At 74.3% G+C, this 22,890-nt stretch carries 17 protein-coding genes; 13 read left to right on the plus strand and 4 right to left on the minus strand.

Features of this window, described 5'->3' with window-relative positions; all coding sequences use genetic code 11:
• Positions 1 to 411 precede the first annotated feature (411 nt).
• The 6 genes from ACIGXM_RS36480 (at position 412) to ACIGXM_RS36505 (ending at position 8,574) form a co-directional block, all read left to right on the plus strand.
• Positions 412 to 2,139 (plus strand): DUF2637 domain-containing protein, encoded by a 1,728-nt coding sequence (locus ACIGXM_RS36480; RefSeq protein WP_396568426.1) that lies wholly within the window; start codon positions 412 to 414, stop codon positions 2,137 to 2,139.
• Between the two features lie 164 nt (positions 2,140 to 2,303).
• Positions 2,304 to 3,611: a DUF6986 family protein gene (locus tag ACIGXM_RS36485; protein ID WP_396568427.1), complete on the plus strand. Its 1,308-nt coding sequence runs from the start codon at positions 2,304 to 2,306 to the stop codon at positions 3,609 to 3,611.
• Positions 3,612 to 3,681: 70 nt separating this feature from the next.
• Positions 3,682 to 4,335, plus strand: coding sequence for a YigZ family protein (locus ACIGXM_RS36490; RefSeq protein ID WP_396568428.1), 654 nt, complete (start codon positions 3,682 to 3,684; stop codon positions 4,333 to 4,335).
• Between the two features lie 148 nt (positions 4,336 to 4,483).
• A complete protein-coding gene (locus ACIGXM_RS36495; protein WP_396568429.1) occupies positions 4,484 to 4,903 on the plus strand; it encodes a cupin domain-containing protein in 420 nt (139 codons plus the stop codon).
• 170 nt (positions 4,904 to 5,073) lie between these two features.
• Positions 5,074 to 6,777, plus strand: coding sequence for a hypothetical protein (locus ACIGXM_RS36500; protein WP_396568430.1), 1,704 nt, complete (start codon positions 5,074 to 5,076; stop codon positions 6,775 to 6,777).
• Positions 6,778 to 6,987: 210 nt separating this feature from the next.
• Positions 6,988 to 8,574, plus strand: coding sequence for a restriction endonuclease (locus ACIGXM_RS36505; RefSeq protein ID WP_396568431.1), 1,587 nt, complete (start codon positions 6,988 to 6,990; stop codon positions 8,572 to 8,574).
• 6 nt (positions 8,575 to 8,580) lie between these two features.
• Here ACIGXM_RS36505 and ACIGXM_RS36510 read toward each other — a convergent pair whose 3' ends face one another.
• Entirely contained in the window at positions 8,581 to 9,507 is a 927-nt protein-coding gene (locus ACIGXM_RS36510; protein WP_396568432.1) for a LysR family transcriptional regulator, read from the minus strand.
• A 137-nt stretch (positions 9,508 to 9,644) separates the two neighbouring features.
• On the opposite strand from ACIGXM_RS36510, the gene ACIGXM_RS36515 reads away from it, so the two are divergent.
• Positions 9,645 to 10,568, plus strand: coding sequence for an EamA family transporter (locus ACIGXM_RS36515; RefSeq protein ID WP_396568442.1), 924 nt, complete (start codon positions 9,645 to 9,647; stop codon positions 10,566 to 10,568).
• Here the strand turns inward: ACIGXM_RS36515 and ACIGXM_RS36520 are convergent.
• The 3 genes from ACIGXM_RS36520 to gabT all read right to left on the minus strand — a co-directional run bounded on the left by ACIGXM_RS36520 (position 10,477) and on the right by gabT (position 13,720).
• Positions 10,477 to 11,046, minus strand: a complete 570-nt coding sequence (locus tag ACIGXM_RS36520) for a MarR family winged helix-turn-helix transcriptional regulator (protein ID WP_396568433.1) — start codon at positions 11,044 to 11,046, stop codon at positions 10,477 to 10,479. The genes ACIGXM_RS36515 and ACIGXM_RS36520 overlap by 92 nt on opposite strands.
• 234 nt (positions 11,047 to 11,280) lie before the next feature.
• The gene (locus ACIGXM_RS36525; RefSeq protein ID WP_396568434.1) at positions 11,281 to 11,904 is read right to left on the minus strand and encodes a phosphatase PAP2 family protein; all 624 of its coding nucleotides are present in this window, start codon (positions 11,902 to 11,904) and stop codon (positions 11,281 to 11,283) included.
• 475 nt (positions 11,905 to 12,379) lie between these two features.
• Positions 12,380 to 13,720: a 4-aminobutyrate--2-oxoglutarate transaminase gene (gene gabT / locus ACIGXM_RS36530; protein WP_396568435.1), complete on the minus strand. Its 1,341-nt coding sequence runs from the start codon at positions 13,718 to 13,720 to the stop codon at positions 12,380 to 12,382.
• 514 nt (positions 13,721 to 14,234) lie between these two features.
• Between gabT and ACIGXM_RS36535 the strand changes: the two genes are divergently transcribed.
• From ACIGXM_RS36535 to ACIGXM_RS36560, 6 genes are all read left to right on the plus strand, one after another.
• Complete coding sequence (locus ACIGXM_RS36535; RefSeq protein WP_396568436.1) at positions 14,235 to 16,154, plus strand: ATP-binding protein; 1,920 nt, start codon at positions 14,235 to 14,237, stop codon at positions 16,152 to 16,154.
• 157 nt (positions 16,155 to 16,311) lie between these two features.
• Positions 16,312 to 17,928 (plus strand): PucR family transcriptional regulator, encoded by a 1,617-nt coding sequence (locus ACIGXM_RS36540; protein ID WP_396568437.1) that lies wholly within the window; start codon positions 16,312 to 16,314, stop codon positions 17,926 to 17,928.
• Between the two features lie 156 nt (positions 17,929 to 18,084).
• Positions 18,085 to 19,533 carry an aldehyde dehydrogenase family protein gene (locus ACIGXM_RS36545; protein WP_396568438.1) on the plus strand — a complete coding sequence of 483 codons (1,449 nt, stop codon included), beginning with the start codon at positions 18,085 to 18,087 and terminating at the stop codon, positions 19,531 to 19,533.
• Positions 19,534 to 19,664: 131 nt separating this feature from the next.
• Positions 19,665 to 20,891, plus strand: coding sequence for a 1-deoxy-D-xylulose-5-phosphate reductoisomerase (gene dxr, locus ACIGXM_RS36550; protein WP_396568439.1), 1,227 nt, complete (start codon positions 19,665 to 19,667; stop codon positions 20,889 to 20,891).
• A 58-nt stretch (positions 20,892 to 20,949) separates the two neighbouring features.
• The gene (locus ACIGXM_RS36555) at positions 20,950 to 22,254 is read left to right on the plus strand and encodes a M50 family metallopeptidase (RefSeq protein ID WP_396568440.1); all 1,305 of its coding nucleotides are present in this window, start codon (positions 20,950 to 20,952) and stop codon (positions 22,252 to 22,254) included.
• Positions 22,255 to 22,417: 163 nt separating this feature from the next.
• Positions 22,418 to 22,890 (plus strand): flavodoxin-dependent (E)-4-hydroxy-3-methylbut-2-enyl-diphosphate synthase (locus ACIGXM_RS36560; RefSeq protein WP_396568441.1); only part of this gene is annotated, 473 nt, incomplete at its 3' end.

A 22,890-nucleotide genomic window follows, 5' to 3' on the forward strand; every position in this document is an offset into this window, starting at 1 on the left:
GGGGGGACCCTGTGGGAGAGTAGGACGCCGCCGAACAATTTTTCTGAGAAGCCCCTTCCGGGAGACCGGGAGGGGCTTCTCGCATTTCCGGACCCAGAACGGGACCGGAGTGGGCGGGACCGGTCGACGGACCGGAGGCCCGGGCTGCCGAGGGCGACCTCAGGCCGGGCAGGAGGGGCCCGGGGAGGTGAGGCCGGCCGCTGTGAGCACGCGTCGGGAGCCTGGACGACGGAGCGGCGCTCTGCGAGGGCACGAGGGCTGGCCTGCTGAAATGACTGTACTGATGTCCGAGTAGTATCCCGGTGGTCCGAGACGGCCGGCAGTTCTGACAGCCAGCCCTCCCCGACAGCGGCGGGTCCGAAGCCAACAGCCATGCCTGCCCGCAGCCGAGATCCAGGGGTTGATCAACGAATGGCACGTCCATCCCTTACCCGCGCACACCGGGCACTGCTCAGCCTGGTGGCGGTCGGCGCCTGCCTGATCTCCGGGATCGGCTTCGCCGGTTCGTACTCGGCGGTGAGAGCGCTGGCCGTGCACAAGGGGTTCGGCACCTTCGCGTACGCGTTTCCGATCGGCGTGGACGCCGGTATCGTGGTGCTACTCGCGCTGGACCTGGTGCTGACCTGGCTACGCATACCGTTCCCGCTGCTGCGACAGGCGGCCTGGCTGCTGACGGTCGCCACCATCGCCTTCAATGCGGCGGCCTCCTGGGGCGATCCGCTCGGGATGGGCATGCACGCGGTCATCCCGGTGCTCTTCGTGGTGATCGTCGAGGCCTCGCGGCACGCGGTCGGTCGGATCGCCGCGATCACGGCGGACCGGCACATGGAGTCGGTCCGGCTGATGCGCTGGGTGCTCTCGCCGGTCCCCACGTTCCGGCTCTGGCGCCGGATGCAGCTCTGGGAGCTGCGCTCGTACGACGAGGTCGTGCGGCTGGAGCAGAACCGTCTCGTCTACCGGGCCCAGCTGCGGTTCCGCTACGGGCGGGGCTGGCGGCGCTCGGCGCCGATCCAGGCGCTGCTGCCGCTCAAGCTGGCCAAGTACGGTGTCCCGCTCGACGTGACCAGCCTGGACCGGCTCGACGGCGGGCTGCCCAGGGAGCTCGGGGGCCAGGGGACCACGGTGACCTCGGCGGTGGCGCCCGCGCAGTCGTCCGTCGCCGTGCCGCCGGTCTCCGCGGCCGTCGCCGTGCCGCCGGTCTCCGCGGCCGTCGCCGTGCCGACTCTCGCCAAGCTCGCCGCCGCCCGGTGGCGGGACGCCCAGGGCGCTTCGGAGTCGTCCTCCCAGGCGGCTCAGGCAGCTCGGGCCGCGCAGGGTGCGCAGGCGGTGCAGGGGATCCAGGGCGCCCGGCTGGCGCGGGACCACCAGGTACCGGCGATCACCGGTGCACCGGCGGCGGAGGACGCGCCGGGCGGGCAGCGGCCGAACCCCGCTGAACCGCCGGCCGACGGCGTGGACGTCGCCAAGCCCGTGGTCCAGCAGTCGCCGTGGTTCCGGCCGCAGCCGGCTCAGCCGCAGCAGAGCCAGCAGCCGAATCAGTCCCAGCAGTCCCAGCAGCCACAGGCCGGCGAGCCGCGGCCGACGCCGGCCCGGCCCGAGCAGCAGCAGCCGGTGCGGCAGCAGCCCGACCCCCGGGTGGCCGAGGTGCTGCAGGCGGTCCGCGCGCAGGCGGCGCAGGTCGCCGGCTCGGCCGGCGCCGAGCGTCCCGTGGCGGAGCCCGCCCGCGATGCGGAGACCGGTCCGCTCAACGGCCAGTGGGGCGCGGGGCAGCTGACCGGGCAGCAGGCCCAGCAGGCGGCCGCGAGCGTGTTCACCCCCCGGGTCCCGGTGCCGGCACAGGCCGGTCAGGAGCAGCCGGCGGCGGAGCCGGCCGGCGACGTGCCCGAGGAGACCCCGCGCTCCGAGGCGAAGGCGGCGGGGACGGCGGGCCCGCAGCTCACCGTCGACCTGGGCGTCGAGGCACTGATCGCCTATCAGGAGAGCCACGGACAGGACCCCGACGAGGAGCGGCTGGCCCAGTTCCTGTTCAGCCAGTACGGCGTGAGCGGGCGCCAGCCCGGCAGCCCGGTGAGCGTCGCCGACATGCGCCGGATGTGGCCCGCCCTGCAGGACCGCTACGCGAGCCTGGGCCGCGAGTAGCGCCGCGGCGAGCGACACCCCGGACGGATGACGCCGGGCCGGACCCGCCCACGGCGGGATCCCGGCCCGGCGTCCGCGTACTGGGCCGCCATTGACGGCCGCCGGTGGCGCGGTTACCTTCACCTCAACAAACTGTTGAATGAGTGGACCGTGGAGGAACCCGGATGTCGCAGGTCGAGGTGGACGGCGGCGTGGCCGCCGCCGGAGCAGCCCCGCGGGGTCCGGCATTCTCCGCGGCCGCCCGCGCGGGCGTGGAGGCCCTGCTCGGGCCGGTCGACGCCGAGCTGGTCCGCCGCTACCCGGGCGACTCCGGTTCCCGGCAGCCGGTGCACACCGTCTACGTACCGGCCGACGCGTTCGCCGCCGACACCGTGGCCGAGTGGGGCCGCCGGGCGCTGGACGCCCTCGACACCCACGCCGCCACCCCGGCCCAGCTGGCCGAGGCGCTCGGCGTCCCGGCCGACGAGCTGATCACCGAGGTGCACGCGCGGGTCCGGGCCAAGCTCCAGCGGGAGCCGATCGAGGACCTCCGGATCGACTTCGAGGACGGCTACGGCCCCCGCTCCGACGCGGAGGAGGACGCCGCCGCGGTACGGGCCGCCCGACTGGTCGCCGCCGCGGTGGCCGACGGCACCGCCCCGCCGTACGTCGGCATCCGGATCAAGTGCATGGAGGCACCGGTCCGCGCCCGGGGCATCCGCACCCTGGAGCTCTTCCTCGGCACGCTGCTCGCCGACGGCCGCGAGCTGCCCGCGGGTCTCGTGCTCACCCTCCCCAAGGTCACCTACCCCGAGCAGGTCACCGCGCTGGTCCGGCTGCTGGAGGACTTCGAGCGGCAGGCCGGGCTCCCGGCCGGGCGGATCGGCTTCGAGATCCAGATCGAGACCACCCAGGCGATCCTGGGCGCCGACGGCCGGGCCACCGTCGCGCTGATGATCGACGCCGCCGAGGGTCGCGCCACCGGCCTGCACTACGGCACCTTCGACTACAGCGCCTCCTGCGGGGTGGGCGCGGCCTACCAGAGCATGGAGCACCCGGTGGCCGACCACGCCAAGGCGGTGATGCAGGTCGCCGCGGCCGGCACCGGCGTACGGCTCTCGGACGGCTCGACCAACGTGATCCCGACCGGCTCCACCGAGCAGGTCCTCGCCGCCTGGAACCTGCACCACCGGCTGGTCCGCCGTTCGCTCGCCCGCGCCTACTACCAGGGCTGGGACATGCACCCCGCCCACCTGCCCACCCGGTACGCGGCGGTCTACGCCTTCTACCGCGAGGGCCTGTCGGCGGCCACGGCCCGGTTGGCCGCCTACGTGGCCAAGGCCGGCGGGGACGTGATGGACGAGCCGGCCACCGCCAGGGCGCTCAGCGGTTACCTGCTGCGCGGCCTGGACTGCGGGGCCGTGGACCTCGCCGAGGTGACCGAGCTGACCGGCCTGGACCGCGAGCGGCTGGACGCGCTCTCCGGCCGCTGAGCCGCGTGGCCCGGGGCCGGGCGGACGGGTGTGCGACCGGCCCGGCCGGCCGGTGGGTAGGCTGGCGGGCATGCCGCAGCCAGCCCCGAAGCCGTACCTGACCATCCGGGGGACCGGCAGCCACGAGATCGAGGTCAAACGCTCGCGGTTCATCTGCCAGCTGGCCCGGGCCACCGACGAGGAGCAGGCGCAGGAGTTCATCGCCGGCGTCCGCAAGCGCTACTGGGACGCCCGGCACAACTGCACCGCCTTCGTGGTCGGCGCCGAGCAGCGCCGCGAGCGCTCCAACGACGACGGCGAACCGGCCGGCACGGCCGGGGTGCCGATGCTGGAGGTGCTGCGTCGCCGGGGCCTCACCGACACCGTCGCGGTGGTCACCCGCTACTTCGGCGGGGTGCTGCTCGGCGCGGGCGGCCTGGTCCGGGCGTACGCCGGGGCGGTCTCCGAGGCGGTGGACGCGGTCGGGGTGGTCGAACGCCGCCCGGTGGCGCTGCTGGCGATCGGCGCGGACCACGCGCGCGCCGGCCGCTTGGAGAACGAGCTGCGCGCCGCCGGGCACGCGGTTCGCGACCTGCGGTACGAGGCCGCCGGGGTGCGGATCGAGGTCGGTGTGCCGGAGCCGGAGCTGGCGGGGTTCCACGCCTGGCTGGCCGAGGCCAGCGGTGGGACGGCCGAGGCGGTGCCGTGCGGGCGGACCTTTCTGGAGTTGCCCTGGACGGGCTGATCGGACGGGCCGGCTGGGGAAAAATATTCACCTGGGAAGGTGAGATTCTGTCGGATGTGCTTTCGGCCAAAGAGTACGGATTCGGTTTCGGCGGTAACAGAGGGTCAGTAGCCTGAAACGACTGTCGAGTCCAGGAGCAGATCCCCAGATGGCCGTGATCCGTACCATCACCATCGAGCCGGGAACGAACACCGGCTGGCACTACCACCCCGGCCCCGTGCAGGCGGTCCTGCTGTCCGGCACGCTCCACCGGTTGCTGGAGGACGGGACGGTGGAGATCACCCGACCAGGCCAGTTCCTGGTCGAGCAGGCCGACCAGGTCCACATCGGCTACAACCACGGTGACGGTCCGGTCGTGATCCTGGCCAACTACCAGGTCGCCGAGGGCTGCCCGCTCTGGGTTCCGGCGCCGGCCCCGGAACTCGATCTCACCGGGCTGGACCTCACCGGGCTGGACCTTTCCGGGTGGGACCTCACCGGGCTGGAGCCGACGGGTTCGCCGGTGCCGAGCCAGTGCGGCCACGGCGAGGCCGCGGATCTGGTGGGCCAGGCCGGCAAGCCCTCGTAACCAGGCGGCGACGCTCGAACGAATTGACGGTGCCCGGAGCTGGAACTCCAGCTCCGGGCATTCGCGTTCATCTGCCAAGGACCAGGTCGGCACCCGTCGGCCCGGAGCCAGACACCACCCCGTCGATGGAGGACCGTCAGACCCGACCCGGCAGCACGGAGGCACCACCCATGACCACTCATCGATCCACGGCGTCCGCCGCACACCCGGTCGCCGTCCCCGCCCCCCGCCCCGCCCAGCCGCCCCCCGGCCAGAGCACCCCCTACCGGATGACGGTGACCACCCGTCAGTCCCATGCCGACGTGGTCGCGCTGGCCGACCAGTGCCTCGCGGTCTGGCTGAAACGAGAGGGGCACGAGGAGCCCCCGCCGCTCCCCGACCCGGCGCCGCCACCGCCCCGGAGCGCGGCCGCCGACCAGCCACTCCCGTCCGAAGCCCCCCCGGCCACCCGCCACCAGCTCGCCGACCGCGTCCTGCTGGACCGCGACGGCGGTGCGCTGGACGCCCACCCCGCCGGCCTGCCGTCCGGGCACTACACCCGCCGCCGGCTGCGCACCCCCGCCCCGCACGGCACCCACCAGCTCACCCTCACGGTCGCCACCGAGGGCGACGGCCCCACCTGGGTCCGGCTGGAGGCCGCCCACCGGGCCGCCGACAGCGGCCTGCGAACACCCGGCCGGGTGCCGGTCCCCGAACTCGCCGGCAGCCTGCTACCGCTGCTGGACGCGCTGGACGGCCCGAGCGAGGTCCGCCCGCTGCCGCGGATCCTCACCGCCGCCGACGTCGACGACGTGATCGACGAACTCTGTGACCCCGCCCGCCGGCTGCCCGTGGTGGTCGCCAGTGTCCCCGCCGACCTCGACCCGGCGGCCTGGACGGCCGAGCGGCTGCGGCCGCTGACCCGCGGTCTGGTCGGCCTGGCGGTCTGCTACGTGCTCGGGCCGGAGGCCCGGGTCGCGTTCAACCTGGCCCTGGAGTTCCACACGGTCTACGGCGGCGCGGTGCGCACCTATCTTCCGGAGGTCGATCCGGCCTCCCGGCGCGATGCGCTGCGCCACCCGGTGCTGCCCCGGCACCGGATCGAGGCCGAACCGCGCCGGGCCGCCGCGCTGCTCGCCCGGGAGCCACGCCGACTGGCCGCCGTCGCGCCGTCGCCGACCGCGCTCACCCGGGTGCCCCCGCTCCGGCCGCGGCCGATACCGCTCAGGCCGTCCGCCGGAGTACCGTCCGCCGATGTCTCCTCCGTCGCGGCGGAGCCGGTGGGCGCGCGGCAGGCTCCGGACGTCGCCCGCCGGAGCGAACTCCACCTGCGCGCCTCGGGCGGCCGGCTCTGCCTGCCCGACGGCGGTGCCCCGGCGCCGGCCCGCTGGACCGAGGCCGGGTCCGACGGGCCCGCCAGCTTCACCGCGCTGCTCGACCGGATGGACGAGTTCTCGCTGCTGAGCTTCACCGGTGACGAGAAGGAGACCCTGGCGCTGGACACCCAGACCGGTGGGGTCAACTGGGTCAGGCTCACCTGGGAGGGGCTGACCGCGCTCCAGGAATACGCCACGGTCGCCGTGCGCGGGGCGGCCGGTGGGGACTTCAAGCGGTGGTGTGAGCACGCGCCGGTCGGTGTCAGCCACTTCCCGCCACGCAAGGCGGTTCGCAACGAGTCCCAGACGGTGTGCAGCCACGCCAAGATGCGGCGCGAGCGGATGTTCGCCGTCCCGGACTGCGTGGACCCGACCGGACGCGCCTTCATGGGCGCCCATCTGCGGATCGGCGGCGGGCGGACGGCGCCGCGGCTGCACTACCTGGACGACTGCTCGGGCAGCGGCCGGATCTACGTCGGCTACATCGGCCTGCACCTCACCAACACCCGTACCAACTGACCCCGTCTCATCGAGCCATTCTGATCCGACAAGCCGACAAGCCGCCCGCCGGATGGGGAGATCCGGCGGGCGTGGCCGGTCCGGCGGTCCGCTCCCGCCGGGCGGCCCGACGGTGGACAATGCACACCAGGGGGTATGCCGCCACGGCGGGGTGCCCGGCCAGCGCAGCCCGCCAGAACCGCCGGACGAGCCATGGGGGACCGACCGCCGATGCAGGACTCGACCAAGCACCAGCCGGTCGCCGACCGCACCTCGGGCCTGCGCGCGGGCTTCCTTTCCTCGATGTTCCAGGGCGGCGCCGGGGCTTCCGGCCCGTCCTCCGGCCCGTCCGACGGGCTGCCGGAGGGAGCCGAATCGGCGGTGACGGAGCTCGCCCGGGCCGCGGAGCTGGTCCGGCACCGGACGGCCACCGTGCGCGCCGAGCACCAGCGGCTGGCCGGCCTGCTGCTCCGGCTCGCCCTGCCGGTGAGCGCGATGGACTTCGAGAGCCAGCGCCGCAGCTACGAGCCGCGCCCCTACCCGGCCACCGCGGAGACGGCCCGCGAACCCCGCTGGGAGGACTACGCCCCGCCCGAGCCGCCCGCCGCCGATCCCGAGGCCGGCCCGGCCCGGCGCCTGCTGGACTCGGGCTACCAGCGTGAGCTGGCCCAGGCCAGGCTGGCCCACCAGCGTGCCCTGCGCGAATGGCGTGCCGGGCGTGCGGCCGCCACCGATCCGGCCGAGGCGGAGTCCCGGCTGGCCCACGACCAGGCCGAACTGGCCCGGGCCCGGGCGGTGCAGGAGTACAACGACAGCCTGGAGGAATGCCGGCGGGCGTACCGGGAGGCCGAGCCGGCCGCCGTCGAGTCGCTGCTGGAACGGGCGCTGGCGGCGGCGGAGGCGGCCACCTCCGACCTGCCGGCCGCCTGCCGGGCCGTGTACCGGCCGCTGACCAGAACCGCCGTGCTCGATCTGGACCTGCCCCCGCTCGGCCTGGTGCCCTCGCTGGAGGGGTACCGGCTGGGTGAGGAGGGCCAGGTCTCCCCGGTGCCGCGGTCGCCCGCCGACCGGGCCGCCGACTACCTGCGGCTGGCCGCCCGGCTCGCGCTGCGCGCCCTGCAGGCAGCCGACGCGGTGGACACCGACGGGGTGCTGGCCGGCGTGGTGCTCAACGGCTGGCTGCGCGAGGCCGGCGGGACCTGTCTGCTCAGCGTCGACGCCGACCGCGACGCGCTGGCCCGCACCCGGTTCGTCCCGGGCGGCGCGGACCCGGACGAGGAGGCCGAGCCGGGCGTCTACGCGGCCGCCGAGCAGGACGAGGCGCTGGCCCGGCTGCGCGAGCTGGGCGCCGCGGTCAGCCCCGACCCGTTCGCCCGGGCGGCCGTGTCGCCGTACGCCACCGCCGGGGCGGCCGTCCCGGCGGTGGCCGACCTGTCGCCCACCGAGTTCGCCGGCCTGGTCCGCGAGCTGTTCACCCGGGGCGGGCTGGCGGACTGGAGCGTGCGGCTGAGCGGCGCCTCGGGCCTGGTCGCCACCGGGAGCGGCGCGGTGGACAGCGCGCTGCCCGGGCGCTGGGTGGTCTGCGCGTCCCGGCGGCCCGGGGCGGTGGGGGCCTCCGAGGTGCGCATGCTGGCCGAGGCGGTGGCGGAGGAGTCGGCGGGTCACGGCCTCTGGCTGACCGTCGGCGACTTCACCGAGGAGGCGCTGGACCTGGTGGACACCGAGGAGTTCCGGAAGATCCATCTCGCCGACGGCTCCGGCTTCCGCTCGATGGCCGAGACCCACCTGGGCCTGCCGCTGGCGGTCGGCGCGCCGTAGCGCCCTTCAGGTGGTGGGTGGCCCCTCGGCGGCGTCGCGCAGCGGCCAGTGGTGCCGCAGCGCCTCCAGCGCCGCCGTGATCGCCGGGCGGCGCGAGGCCTGGCTGCGCCAGAGCGCGAACACCCGCCGGGTCGGCTCGGGCAGGACCGGGCGGCTGACCACCCCGGCCGGCAGCGCCCCGCGGCCCAGTCGCGGCAGCAGCCCGATCCCCAGGCCGGCCGCGATCAATGCCAGCTGGGTCTCGAACTCGCCGACCTGATAGTGGACGTCCGGTTCCTCGCCGGCCTCCCGCATGGTCCGCACCAGCCAGTCGTGGCAGATGGTGCCGGGCGGGACGCTGATCCAGCGCTGGCCGCACAGCTCGGCCACCGGGACCGTGGCCAGCCGGGCCAACGGGTGCTCCGCGCGCAGCACCAGGTCGACCGGGTCGAGGCCGAGGTCGAGCCGGGCGAGGCCCTCCGGGACCGGCAGCGGGACGGTCGGCCAGTCCTGCACCAGCGCCAGGTCCACCTCACCGCGGGCCACCAGCTCGCCCGCCAGGTAGGGGTCGATCTCGATCAGCCGGACGTCCAACTCCGGGCAGTCGGCGCGCAGGTCGGCCAGTGCGCCGGGCAGCAGGCCGCGTGCCCCGGTGGCGAAGGCGGCCACCGTCAGCCGGCCGACCGCCTGGCCGCGCTGTTCCTCCAGGGTGACCTCGGCCTGCTCGACCAGGGCCAGCACCCGCTGCGCGGTGCTGGCCAGCTCGCGGGCGGCGTCGGTCAGCACCACCCCGCGCCCCTGGCGTTCCAGCAGCACGGTCCGGGTCTCCCGCTCCAGCTTGGAGATCTGCTGGGAGACCGCGGAGGCGGTGAAACCGAGTGCGGCCGCCGCCCGGCCCACCGAGCCGTGCACCGCGACCGCGTGCAGCGCGCGGAGCCGTCCGAGATCCATCATGGGCGTCATTCTCCGGTATTCGTTAGTGCTGGTGAAGAGTGGGGTTCAGTATTCTTCGCTGGTGCTGAACGGTTGGTGTCGGCCAAGCTCGGGACATGTCCGCACGCACCACGCCGCAAGGCGCCTCCTCCGCTGCCATGAAACCCCGTCACATCGCCCTGGCCGTCCTGGTCGCGGCGGTCTGGGGGCTCAACTTCGTGCTGATCGACGTCGGTCTGCGGACCTTTCCGCCGCTGCTCTTCTGTGCCCTGCGGTTCACCGTGGTGGCCGTTCCGGCGGTCTTCCTCGTCGGGCCGCCGCGGGTGGCCTGGCGCTGGGTGCTGGCGGTGGGACTGGTGCTCGGGGTGGTGAAGTTCGGGTCGCTCTTCCTGGGCATGCACGCCGGGATGCCGCCCGGGCTCTCCTCGCTGGTGCTGCAGGGCCAAGCGGTCTTCACCGTGCTGTTCGCGGCCGGGATGCTGCGCGAGCGGCCGTCCGGGCAGCGGGTCGCCGGGCTGGTCGTCGCCTCGGTGGGGATCCTGTTGGCCGCCCTGGACAACGGGCCGGGCGGACCACTGGCGGGCTTCGCGCTGGTCGTGGTGGCCGCCGCGGCCTTCGGGCTGTCCAACGTGCTGACCCGTCGGGCGGCCCCGCCGGACCTGCTGCGCTGGATGGTCTGGGTGAGCGCCGTCCCGCCGGTGCCGTTGTTCGCGCTGTCGCTGCTGGTGGAGGGCCCGGGCGCGGACCTGCGCGCGTTGTCCTCGGCCGGTCCGGCCGCGCTCGGCTCGCTGGCCTACGTCGGCTGGCTCTCGACCCTGTTCGGCTTCGGTGCCTGGGGCTTCCTGCTGCGCGGCTACGACGCGAGCGCGGTCGCGCCGTACTCGCTGCTGGTCCCGCTGTTCGGGATGTCGTCGGCCTGGCTGCTGCTCGGGGAGTCGATCAGCCCGTTGGTCGGCTGCGCGGCGCTGCTGGTGATCGCCGGGGTGGGGCTCATCGCGCTACGTCCGGGGGCGCTGCGGTGCCCGGCCTGGCTCGCCAGCCGCGCGAGGGAGCGGACGGGTGCGCCGCTTCCGCGGTCCTGAGCACCCGGAGCATGACCGCCACGTCGGCCGCGGCCACGGTGCGGAAGTACTCCTCGGCGACCTCGTGCCGGACCTGGGCCAGCCGGTCCACGGCGGCCCGGCCGGCCGCCGTGAGCACCAGGCCGACCGCCCGCCGGTCGGCCGGGTCGGGGGTCCGCTCGACCAGGCCGCCCTGTTCCAGGGCGTCCACCACGGTGGTGGCCGAGCGGGGGGCGATGTGCAGGTGCTCGGCGAGCTCGCTCAGTCGCATCGCGCGGCCGGGGAGCTCGCCCTCCGGCCCGTGCGCCAGTACCCGTAGCGCGCGCCCCTGGGCCGGGGTGAGGCCGTAGGGCTCCAGGCGCTCCATGGTCCGGCGCCGGATCCGCTTCATCGCCCGGGCCAGCTCGTCGGCGAGCTCGGCCGCGCCGTCGGTGAACTCGGCCGCGCCGTCGGCGGGCGGTGCCGTGAAGGTGGCGGGGTCGGTGGGCGAGCTGGTCATCCGGGGGCTCCTCGGCGGGGGAAGTGGCCTCAGGGTAGCCGCCTTCGGTGGTAGGGATCCAGCCACATGTTGAGCTAGGCTCAGCAATATCCCCGGGCGTCCCTGGCAATCCTCCGGAGGACGTGGTCGGCCGTCACCCGGTCGGGTTCGGCGGCAGGGACGAACCGGCGGTGACCTGGCGGCGGGACACCGGCGAGCCCGGGCTGGTGCACCGGTACGACGAGGAGTGACCGGCTACCGGGGCCTCGGCAGCCAGCGGGCCAGGCTCCACAGCACCAGGCCGGTCAGCGACCAGCCGGCCAGCACGTCCAGGAACCAGTGGTAGTCGCACCAGACCAGCCCCAGCCCGACCCCGCAGCAGAGCAGCGCGGTCAGCGCGGCCAGCCGGCGCCGCGCGGCCGCGGCCAGCGTCCGGCCCAGCAGCAGCGCGGCGACCCCGAAGGCGATGCCGGCCGTGCTGGTGTGCCCGGACGGGTACCAGCCCTGCTGGCCCGGCAGCAGCGGTGGCCCGAGCGGCCCGGGCCGGGAGAAGTAGTCCTTGGCCGGCACCACCAGCAGCGGGATCAGCACCGCGGCCAGCAGCGCCGAGGGCAGCGGCAGCCACCAGCGCCGCCGCCCGGCCCGCCGGCTCCGACAGGCGGCCAGCGCCGCCGTTCCGAGCAGCACCGCGTAGGCCGGCAGCGGGTCGCCCAGGTCGGAGAGCAGCTGGCCGAGGTCGTTCAGCGGCACGCTGTGCCACACCTCCCGGGCGTGCTGGACGCCGTCGCGGATCCGGCGGTCCAGCCCCAGCAGCGGCCCGGCGACGGCGACCTGCCAGGAGACCAGGGCCAGCAGCACGGCCAGCACGGCCGGCAGCACGGGCGAGGCGAGGGCGGATCTCGGAGCCGGTGCCGGAGTCGACGCCGGAGCGCGGAGGAGCCGCCCCGGAGCGGGGGGGAGAGCTCCGGGGCGGCTGGGGTGATCGCCGCTCCGCGCGCCCCGGGGGGTATGGGCCGGACGGCCGGTCGATCGGTCCTGTGTCGGCGCCGCGAACGGCGCCTGGTTGTCCTCGTTGGTGCCCTCGGCGGCCGGAAGACCGGCCGGGAGGTGAGGCTCGCTGTCCATCTGTGATGACACTACGTCAACGCGTCCAGGCCCGGGTCCGGGTTCTCAGCTTTCGCACAGCATCTTCACGGGAGCCGGTGCAACCTCCACGCCCGCTCGGGTGTCGGTGTGCGCCCGTGCCGGCAGGGCACGGGCGCACCGATCCCGGATCGACCGAGGGGTGTTCAGGCACCGCGAGCGGGCGCGTCGTTCGGGCGCCGCGCTGAGACGCGTCGTCCGGGCGCCGCGCTCAGACGCCGGCGAAGGCGTTCTCGATGATGTCCAGGCCCTCGGTGAGCAGGTGCTCCGGGATCACCAGCGGCGGCAGGAAACGCAGCACGTTGCCGTAGGTGCCGGCGGTGAGCACCACCAGGCCCTCGGCGTGGCAGGCCTTCGCCACCGCGGCGGTCACCTCGGGGTTCGGGTCCTTGGAGCCCGGCTTCACCAGCTCGATCGCGACCATCGCGCCACGGCCGCGGACCTCGCCGATCACGTCGAACTTCTCGGCCATCGCGTGCAGCCGGCCGAGCATGACCTCGCCGATCCGCTGCGCCTTGGCGTTGAGGTCCAGCTCCCGCATGGTCTGGATGGAACCCAGCGCGGCGGCGCAGGCCACCGGGTTGCCGCCGTAGGTGCCGCCCAGGCCGCCCGCGTGCGCGGCGTCCATGATCTCGGCGCGGCCGGTCACCGCGGCCAGCGGCAGGCCGCCGGCGATGCCCTTGGCGGTGGTGATCAGGTCCGGGACGATGCCCTCGTCCTCGCAGGCGAACCACTGGCCGGTCCGGCAGAAGCCGGTCTGGATCTCGTCCGCGACGAAGACGATCCCGTTGGCCTTGGCGAACTCGACGATCGCCGAGAGGAAGCCCTTGGCCGGCTCGATGAAGCCGCCCTCGCCCTGGATCGGCTCGATGATGATCGCGGCGACGTTCTCGGCGCCGATCTGCTTGGTGATGACGTCGATCGCCTGCGCGGCGGCCTCGGCGGCGCAGTTCTCGGCACCGGTCAGCCAGCGGTACGGGTAGGCCACCGGCACCCGGTAGATCTCCGGGGCGAACGGACCGAAGCCCTGCTTGTACGGCATGTTCTTCGCCGTCAGGCCCATGGTCAGGTTGGTCCGGCCGTGGTAGCCGTGGTCGAACACCACGACGGCGGTGCGCTTGGTGTAGGCACGGGCGATCTTGACGGCGTTCTCGACCGCCTCGGCGCCGGAGTTGAAGAGCGCGGTGCGCTTCTCGTGGTCGCCCGGGGTCAGCTCGTTGAGCTGCTCGGCGACGGCGACGTAGCCCTCGTACGGGGTCACCATGAAACAGGTGTGGGTGAAGGCGGCCAGCTGCTCGGTCGCCTTGGCCACCACGGCCTCGGCGCTGTTGCCGACGTTGGTGACGGCGATGCCCGAACCGAAGTCGATCAGCGAGTTGCCGTCCACGTCCTCCAGCACGCCGCCGTTGGCGCGCGCGACGTACACGGGCAGCGTGGTGCCCACCCCGGCCGCCACCGCGCCCAGCTTGCGGGCCTGCAGCTCCTGAGACTTCGGGCCGGGGATCGCGGTGACCAGACGGCGCTCCTGCGGGAGCTGCGGTGCGGCGCTCATGGGGTTCTCCAGAGGTATCGGCGGTGTCGCGGCGTACGCGGAACCGGGGTTGGGGAACCGGGGCGGTCGGGGCGTCGGCAGGGCCCGAACAGTCCGGTGCTGGCAGGCTAAGGCCGCCGCCGGGGGCGCGGCATGCGCCACTCGGGCGCACTGCGCCGTCCGACTTGTCCTGCCCGGCCAGGGTCTGCGGCAGGCGGTCCGGGGCCGGCCCCTCCACTACATTGAGCGCGGGCGTGTCGCCGGGTCGGCGGCATGGGTAAGGGAACTGCCGGGTGCGTCGGGGCAAGGGAGCGGGACCGCAATGGGACTGGACGGCACGCAGGGGCCAACGACCGACCTCGCCGCCCGAGCCCCTGAGACCGCCGGCCGGATGCCCCAGCAACTGCCGCGGACGGCTCGGCGGGCGGCGTTCGACCTGGGGCGCTGGCTGGGCACGCCGCGCTCGGCGGCTCCGGTGGGTGTCTACCGGTTTGGCTACCGAGCGGTTGCTTCGGTTCGCACGGGGGACTCGAGTGTGCCCTCTTGGCCGCTCCTGACGCGTGCGGCACTGAACGTGGTGGCCGGTTGGCTGGCCTACCACTACGGCGCGGTGGTCGTCCTCTACACGATCCGGCTGACCGTGTGGCCCAGTAACCCCTCCGAGCTTCAGATCGTCCTGGTCGAGTACCTCGTCAAGCTCGGGGTGGCCGTGGTCGTTGTGGTCATTTTCGGCTTCATGGGGCGCTGGATGGAGGTTTACCGCCGCTATCTGGCACCGGCGAGGCTGCGGCGGGTCGCCGAAGCATTGCGGACCCATGCCGTCACCGATGAGGAGGGTGGGCGGAATGAGGTCGACCGCCCGGAGGGCACCTCGGAGACCACCTCTGACCCCTGGGGTGTACTGCGGGCCGCAGGGCTTGAGGGGGTGTTGGGGGCGGTCGAGGAGGACACCGCCGCCGGTGCCGTGAGTGACGTGGACTACGTGCGGATCCATCGGGTCTGGCGGGAGGTCGGGGCGGATCCCGGCTTGGTGGGGGCGTTCGGGGAGCAGGTGGCAGCGCGGGGGGCGGCGGCGTGTGCGCATCCGTCGGAGGCGCGGGACTTGCCGGTGCGGACGGCGGAGCACGACCTGCTGGTGGGTCAGGTCCGCCTGGGGACGGCACAGGACGTGCCGAAGAATCCGGCGGGGCACCGGGGAGCCGGGTTCGCGCTGGACCAGGAGCTGCTGGGCACGTCGTTGCTCGCGGTGGGGCCGGCCGGGACGGGGAAGACGGCGCGGTTGGCGCGGCCGGTGGCCGAGGCGCTCTGCCTGCAGGCGCTGGCCCGGACCGCGTGTGTGGTGGTGGTCGGCGCGGCCGAGGCGGAGCTGGGGCCGGACGCGGGGTACGACGTGGTGATCGCGCCCGGTGACCCGACGTCGGTCTACGGCCTGGACCTGTACGGTGCCGCGCAGGATCCCGACGTCGCCGCCGCCCGGCTGGCCGACGCGCTGTTGCCGGACGAGCTGGCGTCGCGCGCGGAGGGTGCGCGGATGGCGGTGCAGCAGGTGGTCGGGCCGTTCCACGCGGGGTACGGGCGCTACCCGTCGGTGCGGGAGTTGCGGGCGCTGCTGGGCGGGGAGCCGGAGGGCTGGGCGGCGCTGGTGGAGGCGCTGCGGGGGAGCGGGCGGCTGGCGGCGCACGAGCCGGACGTGCAGCACCGGCAGCGTCAGCACGGCCGGGTGGACGACCCGGGGTCGCTGCTGGCGGACCGGTTGGCGCTGCTGGACCGGCCGGCCTTCGCGGGGTGCTTCGGTCCGGGCGGCGGCCCATCGGCGCGGCCGGCCTTCGCGATGCGGGCCCTGGAGCACCCGCTGCGGGTGCGGGTGAAGCTGCCGGAGCGCAGCCATCCGGAGGCGGCCCGGATGCTCTCGCGGCTGGTGGTGGGCCAGTTCGTGCAGGCCGCGGCGGTCCGTGAGGACTGTTCGCTGTTCGCCGGGCTGGTGGTGGACGACGCGTCGGCGGCCCTGGACTCCAGCACGGTGCAGGGGATGCAGCGGATGCGCGGGGCCAACGCCGGGGCGGTGCTGCTGCTGCGCAGCCTGGTGGATCTGCCGGAGGCGCTGCGGGCGCCGCTGTTCGGCGCGGTCGGCTGCCGGATGGCGTTCCCGGGGATCGCGCCGTGGGACGGCAAGCTGTTCTCGGAGGCCTGGGGGACGGTGCTGGTCCGCGAGCAGGCGGTGACGCTGGCGCCGGACACCTCGGGCGGGCTGCTGCGCAAGACCGGGCGGTTGGTTCGGAAGGCACTGTCCGGGACGAGCGCGCAGACCGAGAGCGTGACCACCCGGGAGGTGGAGCGGCAGCGCTGGTCGCCGTCCGACCTGGCGCACGCGCTGCCGGCCGGGCACGCGGTGGTCTCGCTGACCACGGTGACGGGTGATCAGGTGCCGCCGCTGCTGGTGGACCTGCGGGACTGAGTGGAGGACGGCCGGCGGGGGTTAGCTACGCAGCGGTGGATTCGGCGACGCCGGTTGTCCGCAGCGTCCATAATGAGGGGGTAGCCCCCCATGAGAGCGACGCTCCCTCCGCCGCTCGGCCGCAACGCCGCGGCCGGGTCGTCCCACCGAAGGTGCCATGCCCCCCACACTCGCCTCCGTCGTGCGCAACTCCTCGCTCCATCTCACGGTCCTCGCCGGCGCGGACCACCTGGAGCGCCCGGTCCGCTGGGTGCACACCAGTGAGCTGGACGACCCCACGCCGTTCCTGGAGGGCGGCGAACTGCTGCTCACCACCGGGATCAAGCTGGGCAAGAGCGCCAAGGGCCTGCAGAGCTACGTGCACCGGCTGGCCGACGCGGGCGTGGTGGGTCTCGGGCTCGGCGTGGGCCTGTCGCACACCGAGGTGCCGCAGCCGCTGGTGGAGGCGGCGGCCCAGCGCGGCCTGCCGCTGCTGAGGGTGCCGGAGCCGACGCCGTTCATCGCGATCAGCAAGGCGGTCTCGGCGGCGCTGGCGGCCGAGCAGTACGAGGCGGTGACCACCAGCTTCGAGGCGCAGGAGGAGCTGACCCGGGCCGCACTGGGCCAGAACGGCACGGCCGCGGTGGTCCGCCGGCTGGCCGCCCGGCTGGGCGGCTGGGCCGCGCTGTACGACAGCTCCGGCGCGCTCTCGGTGGTCGCCCCGGACTGGGCCGCCCGGCGAGCAGCCCGGCTGGCGGCCGAGGTGGACCGGCTGCGCCGCCGGCCGGCTCCGGCCAGCGCCGCACTGCAGGGCCGTGCCCCCGGTTTCGACACCGCGGACGAGGACTTCGTGGTGGTCCAGTCGCTCGGTGCGGACCGCCGGGCCCGCGGGTTCCTCGCGGTCGGCACCGAGGACCGGATCACCCCGACCGAGCGCTACGTGCTGAACGCCGCGGTGGCCCTGCTCACCCTCACCCTGGAGCGCTCCCGCGAGCTGCGGTTCGCCGAGGAGCGGATGGGCGCCGCACTGCTGCGCCTGGTGCTCGCCGGTCAGGTGGCGACGGCCCGCCAGGTGGCCACCAGCCTGTTCGGCGGCCTGCCGGAGGGGACGATACGCGTGCTGGTCGCCGGCGCCGCCCCGAGCGGCGACCGGGCGCCCGGGGAGGCGCCGCCGCACGACCTGACCGAGCTGGCCGAGCGGGCCGAGGCGGCCGGCGGCCGGGCCGGCGAGAAGCTGCTGGTGGCCCGCGAGCCGGCCGGCAAGGACGGCAAGGACGGCAAGGACGGCGGCGCGCAGGCCGAGCGGCTGGTGCTGCTCGCGGTGGACGGCGGTGCGGTGCACCGGGCCTGCCTGGGTGTGGTGGAGGAGCACGAGGGGCTGGCCATCGGCGTCTCCGCCCCGGCGCCGGTGGAGGACGCCGGTGGTGCCTACGCGCAGGCCGAGCGGGCGCTGGCGGTGGCGCTGCGCGGCGGCCGGCGTTCGGTGGGGCACGAGGAGGTCGGGGCCGGCTCGCTGCTGCCGCTGCTCGGCGAGGAGGCGGTGGCCGCGTTCGCCGAGGGCCTGCTGCGCCCGCTGCGCGAGCACGACCGGACGGCGCGCGGCGACCTGGTGGCCAGCCTGCGCGCCTGGCTCTCCCGGCACGGTCAGTGGGACGCCGCCGCGGCCGACCTCGGAGTGCACCGGCACACCCTGCGCTACCGGATGCGCCGGGTGGAGGAACTGCTGGGCCGTTCGCTGGACGACACCGACGTCCGGATGGAGCTCTGGCTCGCGCTGCGCTCCGGCGAGGACTGAGCGGGACGTCCGGGCGGGACCACCTGTCCGTGGTGGAGCGCCCGGCCGGCCCGGTGCTACGGACCGGCTAATCCGCCCAGGCCGTTCGGAGACCTACCGTGGTGGGCGGCACCACAGCGGTGGGGCTGCCACGACGAGGAGAGGGCCGGTACGACCGTGACCACCACCACGACCCACGCATTCTGGCTGGCCGGTCGCCAGGAGACCGGCGACAGCAGCTTCGAGGTCCGCAACTCCTGGGACGGTCGGCTGGTCGGCACGGTGAGCGTGCCCACCGACGCCCAGGTGAACGAGGCGGTCGAGGCCGCGGTCGCCGCCGCCCCGGTGTTCGCCGCGACCCCGGCCCACGTCCGCGCCGCCGCCCTGGACCACGTCTCCAAGCGGCTGGCCGAGCGCACCGAGGAGATCGCGCGGCTGATCACCGCCGAGAACGGCAAGCCGATCAAGTGGGCCCGCGGTGAGGTCGGCCGAGCCGTCTCGGTCTTCCGCTGGGCGGCCGAGGAGGCCCGCCGGACCAACGGCGAGACCATGCGGCTGGACACCGACCCGGGCGGCGTGGGCCGTTTCGCGGTGGTCCGCCGGTTCCCGCGCGGCGTGGTGCTGGGCATCGCGCCGTTCAACTTCCCGCTCAACCTGGTCGCCCACAAGGTCGCCCCGGCGATCGCGGTCGGCGCCCCGATCATCCTCAAGCCCGCTCCGGCGACCCCGCTCTCGGCACTGGTGCTGGGTGAGATCCTGGCCGAGACCGAGCTGCCGGCCGGTTCCTGGAGCGTGCTGCCGGTCGAGAACGCCAAGATGCCGGCCCTGGTCCAGGACGACCGGCTGCCGGTGATCTCCTTCACCGGCTCGGACAGGGTCGGTTACCAGATCATGGACTCGGTGCCGCGCAAGCACGTCACCCTGGAGCTCGGCGGCAACGCCGCGGCCGTGGTGCTCGCCGACTACTCCTCCGACGCCGACCTGGACTGGGCGGCCTCCCGGATCGCCACCTTCGCCAACTACCAGGGCGGCCAGTCCTGCATCTCGGTGCAGCGGGTGATCGCCGACGCCGCGGTCTACGACGCGCTGGTGGAGAAGGTGGTCGCCAAGGTGCGGGCGCAGGTCACCGGCGACCCGGCCGAGGACGCCACCGACGTCGGCCCGCTGGTCGACGAGAACGCCGCCAAGCGGGTCGAGGCCTGGGTCGAGGACGCGGTCGCCAAGGGCGCCAAGGTGCTCACCGGCGGCACCCGGGAGGGCGCCACGTACGCCCCGACCGTGCTCGCCGAGCTGCCCGCGGACGCGATCCTGGCCACCGCCGAGGCCTTCGGGCCGGTGCTCTCGCTGCACCGGGTGGACGGCACCGACGAGGCCTTCGCCGCGGTCAACGACTCCGCGTTCGGCCTGCAGGCGGGCGTCTTCACGCACGACGTGCAGACCGCCTTCCGGGCGCACCGGGAGCTGCAGGTCGGCGGCGTGGTGATCGGCGACGCGCCGTCCTACCGGGCCGACCAGATGCCGTACGGCGGGGTCAAGGACTCCGGGGTGGGCCGCGAGGGCGTCAAGTACGCGATGGAGGACTTCACCTACGAGCGCGTGCTGGTGCTCACCGGCCTGGACCTCTAGGCGGCCGGCCGATCGGGCACCCCGTCGATGCCCCGCCACCGCGCGCCGGTGGCGGGGCATCGCCCTGCCCGGGACAGCGGTGCGGTGACCGGGGTCGGCCGCGGGCGGCGGCTCGGGCCACAATGGAGCCCATGAACTCGCTCGCCCACCCGCAGCTGCGCTTCACCCCGGCCGTCGACGACCCGTCAGGCCCGCGGGAACTGGTCATCCTCGGCTCCACCGGCTCGATCGGCACCCAGGCCATCGACATCGTGCTGCGCAACCCGGACCGGTTCCGCGTGGTCGCGCTCTCGGCGGCCGGCGGACAGGTCGACCTGCTGGCCGAGCAGGCCTTCCAGCTGGGCGTGCACACCGTCGCGGTGGCCCGCCCGGAGGCCGAGCCGGCGCTGCGGGCGGCGCTGGCCGCCCGGGCCGACGGCCGGCCGCTGCCCACCGTGCTGGCCGGCCCGGACGCCGCCACCGAGCTGGCCGCGCTGCCCTGCCACTCGGTGCTGAACGGCATCACCGGCTCGATCGGCCTGGCCCCGACGCTGGCCGCGCTGCGGGCCGGCCGGGTGCTGGTGCTGGCCAACAAGGAGTCGTTGATCGTCGGCGGCCCGCTGGTCAGGGCGGTGGCCCGGCCCGGTCAGATCGTGCCGGTGGACTCCGAGCACGCGGCGATCTTCCAGGCGCTGACCGGCGGTACCCCGCGCGAGGTGCGCCGGCTGGTGGTGACGGCGAGCGGCGGCCCGTTCCGCGGTCGGACCCGCGACCAGCTGTCCGCGGTCACCCCGGCGGACGCACTGGCCCACCCGACCTGGGCGATGGGCCCGGTGGTGACCATCAACTCGGCCACCCTGGTCAACAAGGGCCTGGAGGTGATCGAGGCGCACCTGCTCTACGACCTGCCGTTCGACCGGATCGACGTGGTGGTGCACCCGCAGTCGGTGGTCCATTCGATGGTGGAGTTCACCGACGGCTCCACGCTGGCCCAGGCCAGCCCGCCGGACATGCGGATGCCGATCGCGCTGGGCCTGGGCTGGCCGGACCGGGTGCCGGACGCCGCGCCCGGCTGCGACTGGACCAAGGCGGCCACCTGGGAGTTCTTCCCGCTGGACGACGAGGCCTTCCCGGCGGTGGCGCTCGCGCGTGAGGTGGGTACGCTCGGCGGCACGGCGCCCGCGGTGTTCAACGCCGCCAACGAGGAGTGCGTGGAGGCGTTCCTGAACGGGCGGCTGGCCTTCACCGGCATCGTGGACACGGTGGCCAAGGTGGTGGCCGAGCACGGGACCCCGCGGGGAACTTCGCTCACCGTCGAGGACGTCCTTGATGCGGAGGGCTGGGCCCGGGTGCGGGCCCGCGAGCTGGCGGCGGGCTGACGCCCCGCGGAGCCGGGTGGATGATGGCGAGTGGGAGCGGCATGACGGAGGACCAGCGGTGACTGCAGTGATGACGGTGCTCGGCATCGTGGTCTTTGTCGTGGGGTTGCTCATCTCGATCGCCTGGCACGAGCTGGGCCACCTCTCGACGGCGAAGCTCTTCGGCATCCGGGTGCCGCAGTACATGGTCGGCTTCGGGCCGACCGTGTGGTCCCGGAAGAAGGGCGAGACGGAGTACGGCTTCAAGGCCGTCCCGCTGGGCGGGTACATCCGGATGATCGGGATGTTCCCGCCCGGTCCCGACGGCCGGATCACCAAGCGCAGCAGCTCGCCCTGGCGGTCGATGATCGAGGACGCCCGGCAGGCCTCCTACGAGGAGCTGCTGCCCGGCGACGAGGACCGGCTGTTCTACAAGCGGGCCCCCTGGAAGCGCGTCATCGTGATGTTCGCCGGGCCGTTCATGAACCTGATCCTGGCGTTCGGGCTCTTCCTGGCCACGATGATGGGCTTCGGGGTGCCGGAGTCGCTGCCGACCATCAGCTCGGTCTCCCAGTGCGTGGTCCCGGTCAGCCAGGCGAGCGACACCTGTCCGAAGGACGCGCCGGCCTCCCCGGCCGCCGCCGCGGGGCTGCGGGCGGGCGACACCATCGTCTCCTTCGCCGGCCACCCGATCCACGACTACAAGCAGCTCTCCGCGGACATCCGCGACTCGGCCGAGCGGACCGTGCCGATCGTGGTCGAGCGCGGCGGGCACCAGGTCGCCACCACCGCGACCATCCAGAAGAACACGCTGGCCAAGCTGGACGGCAACGGCGACCCGATCCCCGGGCAGACGGTGGACACCGGCTTCCTCGGCATCACGCCCACCACCGGCGTGGTCCAGCTCGGCTTCGGCGACAGCGTGGACCGGATGTACCAGATGGCCGACAGCGGCATCCACTCGCTGCTGGCGCTGCCGGGCAAGATCCCGGGCCTGTGGGACTCGGTCTTCGACGGCACCCCGCGCTCGGCCGACTCGCCGGTCGGCATGGTCGGCGCCGCCCGGGTCGGCGGCGAGGTCTTCGCGCTGCACCTGCCGGCCTCGCAGCGGATCGCCTTCATGGTGAACCTGCTGGCCGGGATCAACCTCTCGCTCTTCCTGTTCAACATGCTGCCGCTGCTGCCGCTGGACGGCGGCCACGTCGCCGGCGCGCTCTGGGAGTCGCTGCGCCGCCAGGCCGCCCGGTTGCTCAAGCGGCCGGACCCGGGCCCGTTCGACGTGGCCAAGCTGATGCCGCTGGCGTACGTGGTGGCCAGCGTCTTCGTCGGCTTCACCCTGCTGGTCCTGGCGGCCGACCTGGTCAACCCGGTCAAGATCAGCTAGCGCCGGCCCGCCGGTGCCCCGGCCCGTGTCCGGTCCTGGTGGACCGGGCCCGGGCCGGGCGCGTGTCAGGGGCGCTCCCCGGGTGCCGTACCGTTGGACGCCGGGAGCGCGGATCTCGGCGCCCCGGTAGGACCATCACCTCGACCCCGGGAAAACTGCGCACATGACCGCGATCTCGCTCGGTATTCCGTCCCTTCCGCTCAAGCCGCTGGCGACTCGCCGGGTGTCCCGGCAGATCATGGTCGGGAACGTCCCGGTGGGTGGTGACGCGCCGGTGTCGGTGCAGTCGATGACCACGACGGTGACGGCTGACATCAACGCGACTTTGCAGCAGATCGCGCAGTTGACGGCGTCGGGTTGTCAGATCGTGCGGGTGGCGGTGCCCTCGCAGGACGATGCGGACGCGTTGCCGGTCATCGCGAAGAAGTCCGGGATCCCGGTGATCGCGGACATTCACTTCCAGCCGAAGTACGTGTTCGCGGCGATCGAGGCCGGGTGTGCGGCGGTGCGGGTGAATCCGGGGAACATCAAGGCCTTCGATGACAAGGTGGGGGAGATCGCGAAGGCGGCGTCGGCGGCGGGGGTGCCGATCCGGATCGGGGTGAACGCGGGGTCGTTGGACAAGCGGTTGTTGGA

It is taken from the genome of Kitasatospora sp. NPDC052896, assembly GCF_044547075.1.
In the GTDB taxonomy this organism is placed as follows: Bacteria; Actinomycetota; Actinomycetes; order Streptomycetales; family Streptomycetaceae; genus Kitasatospora.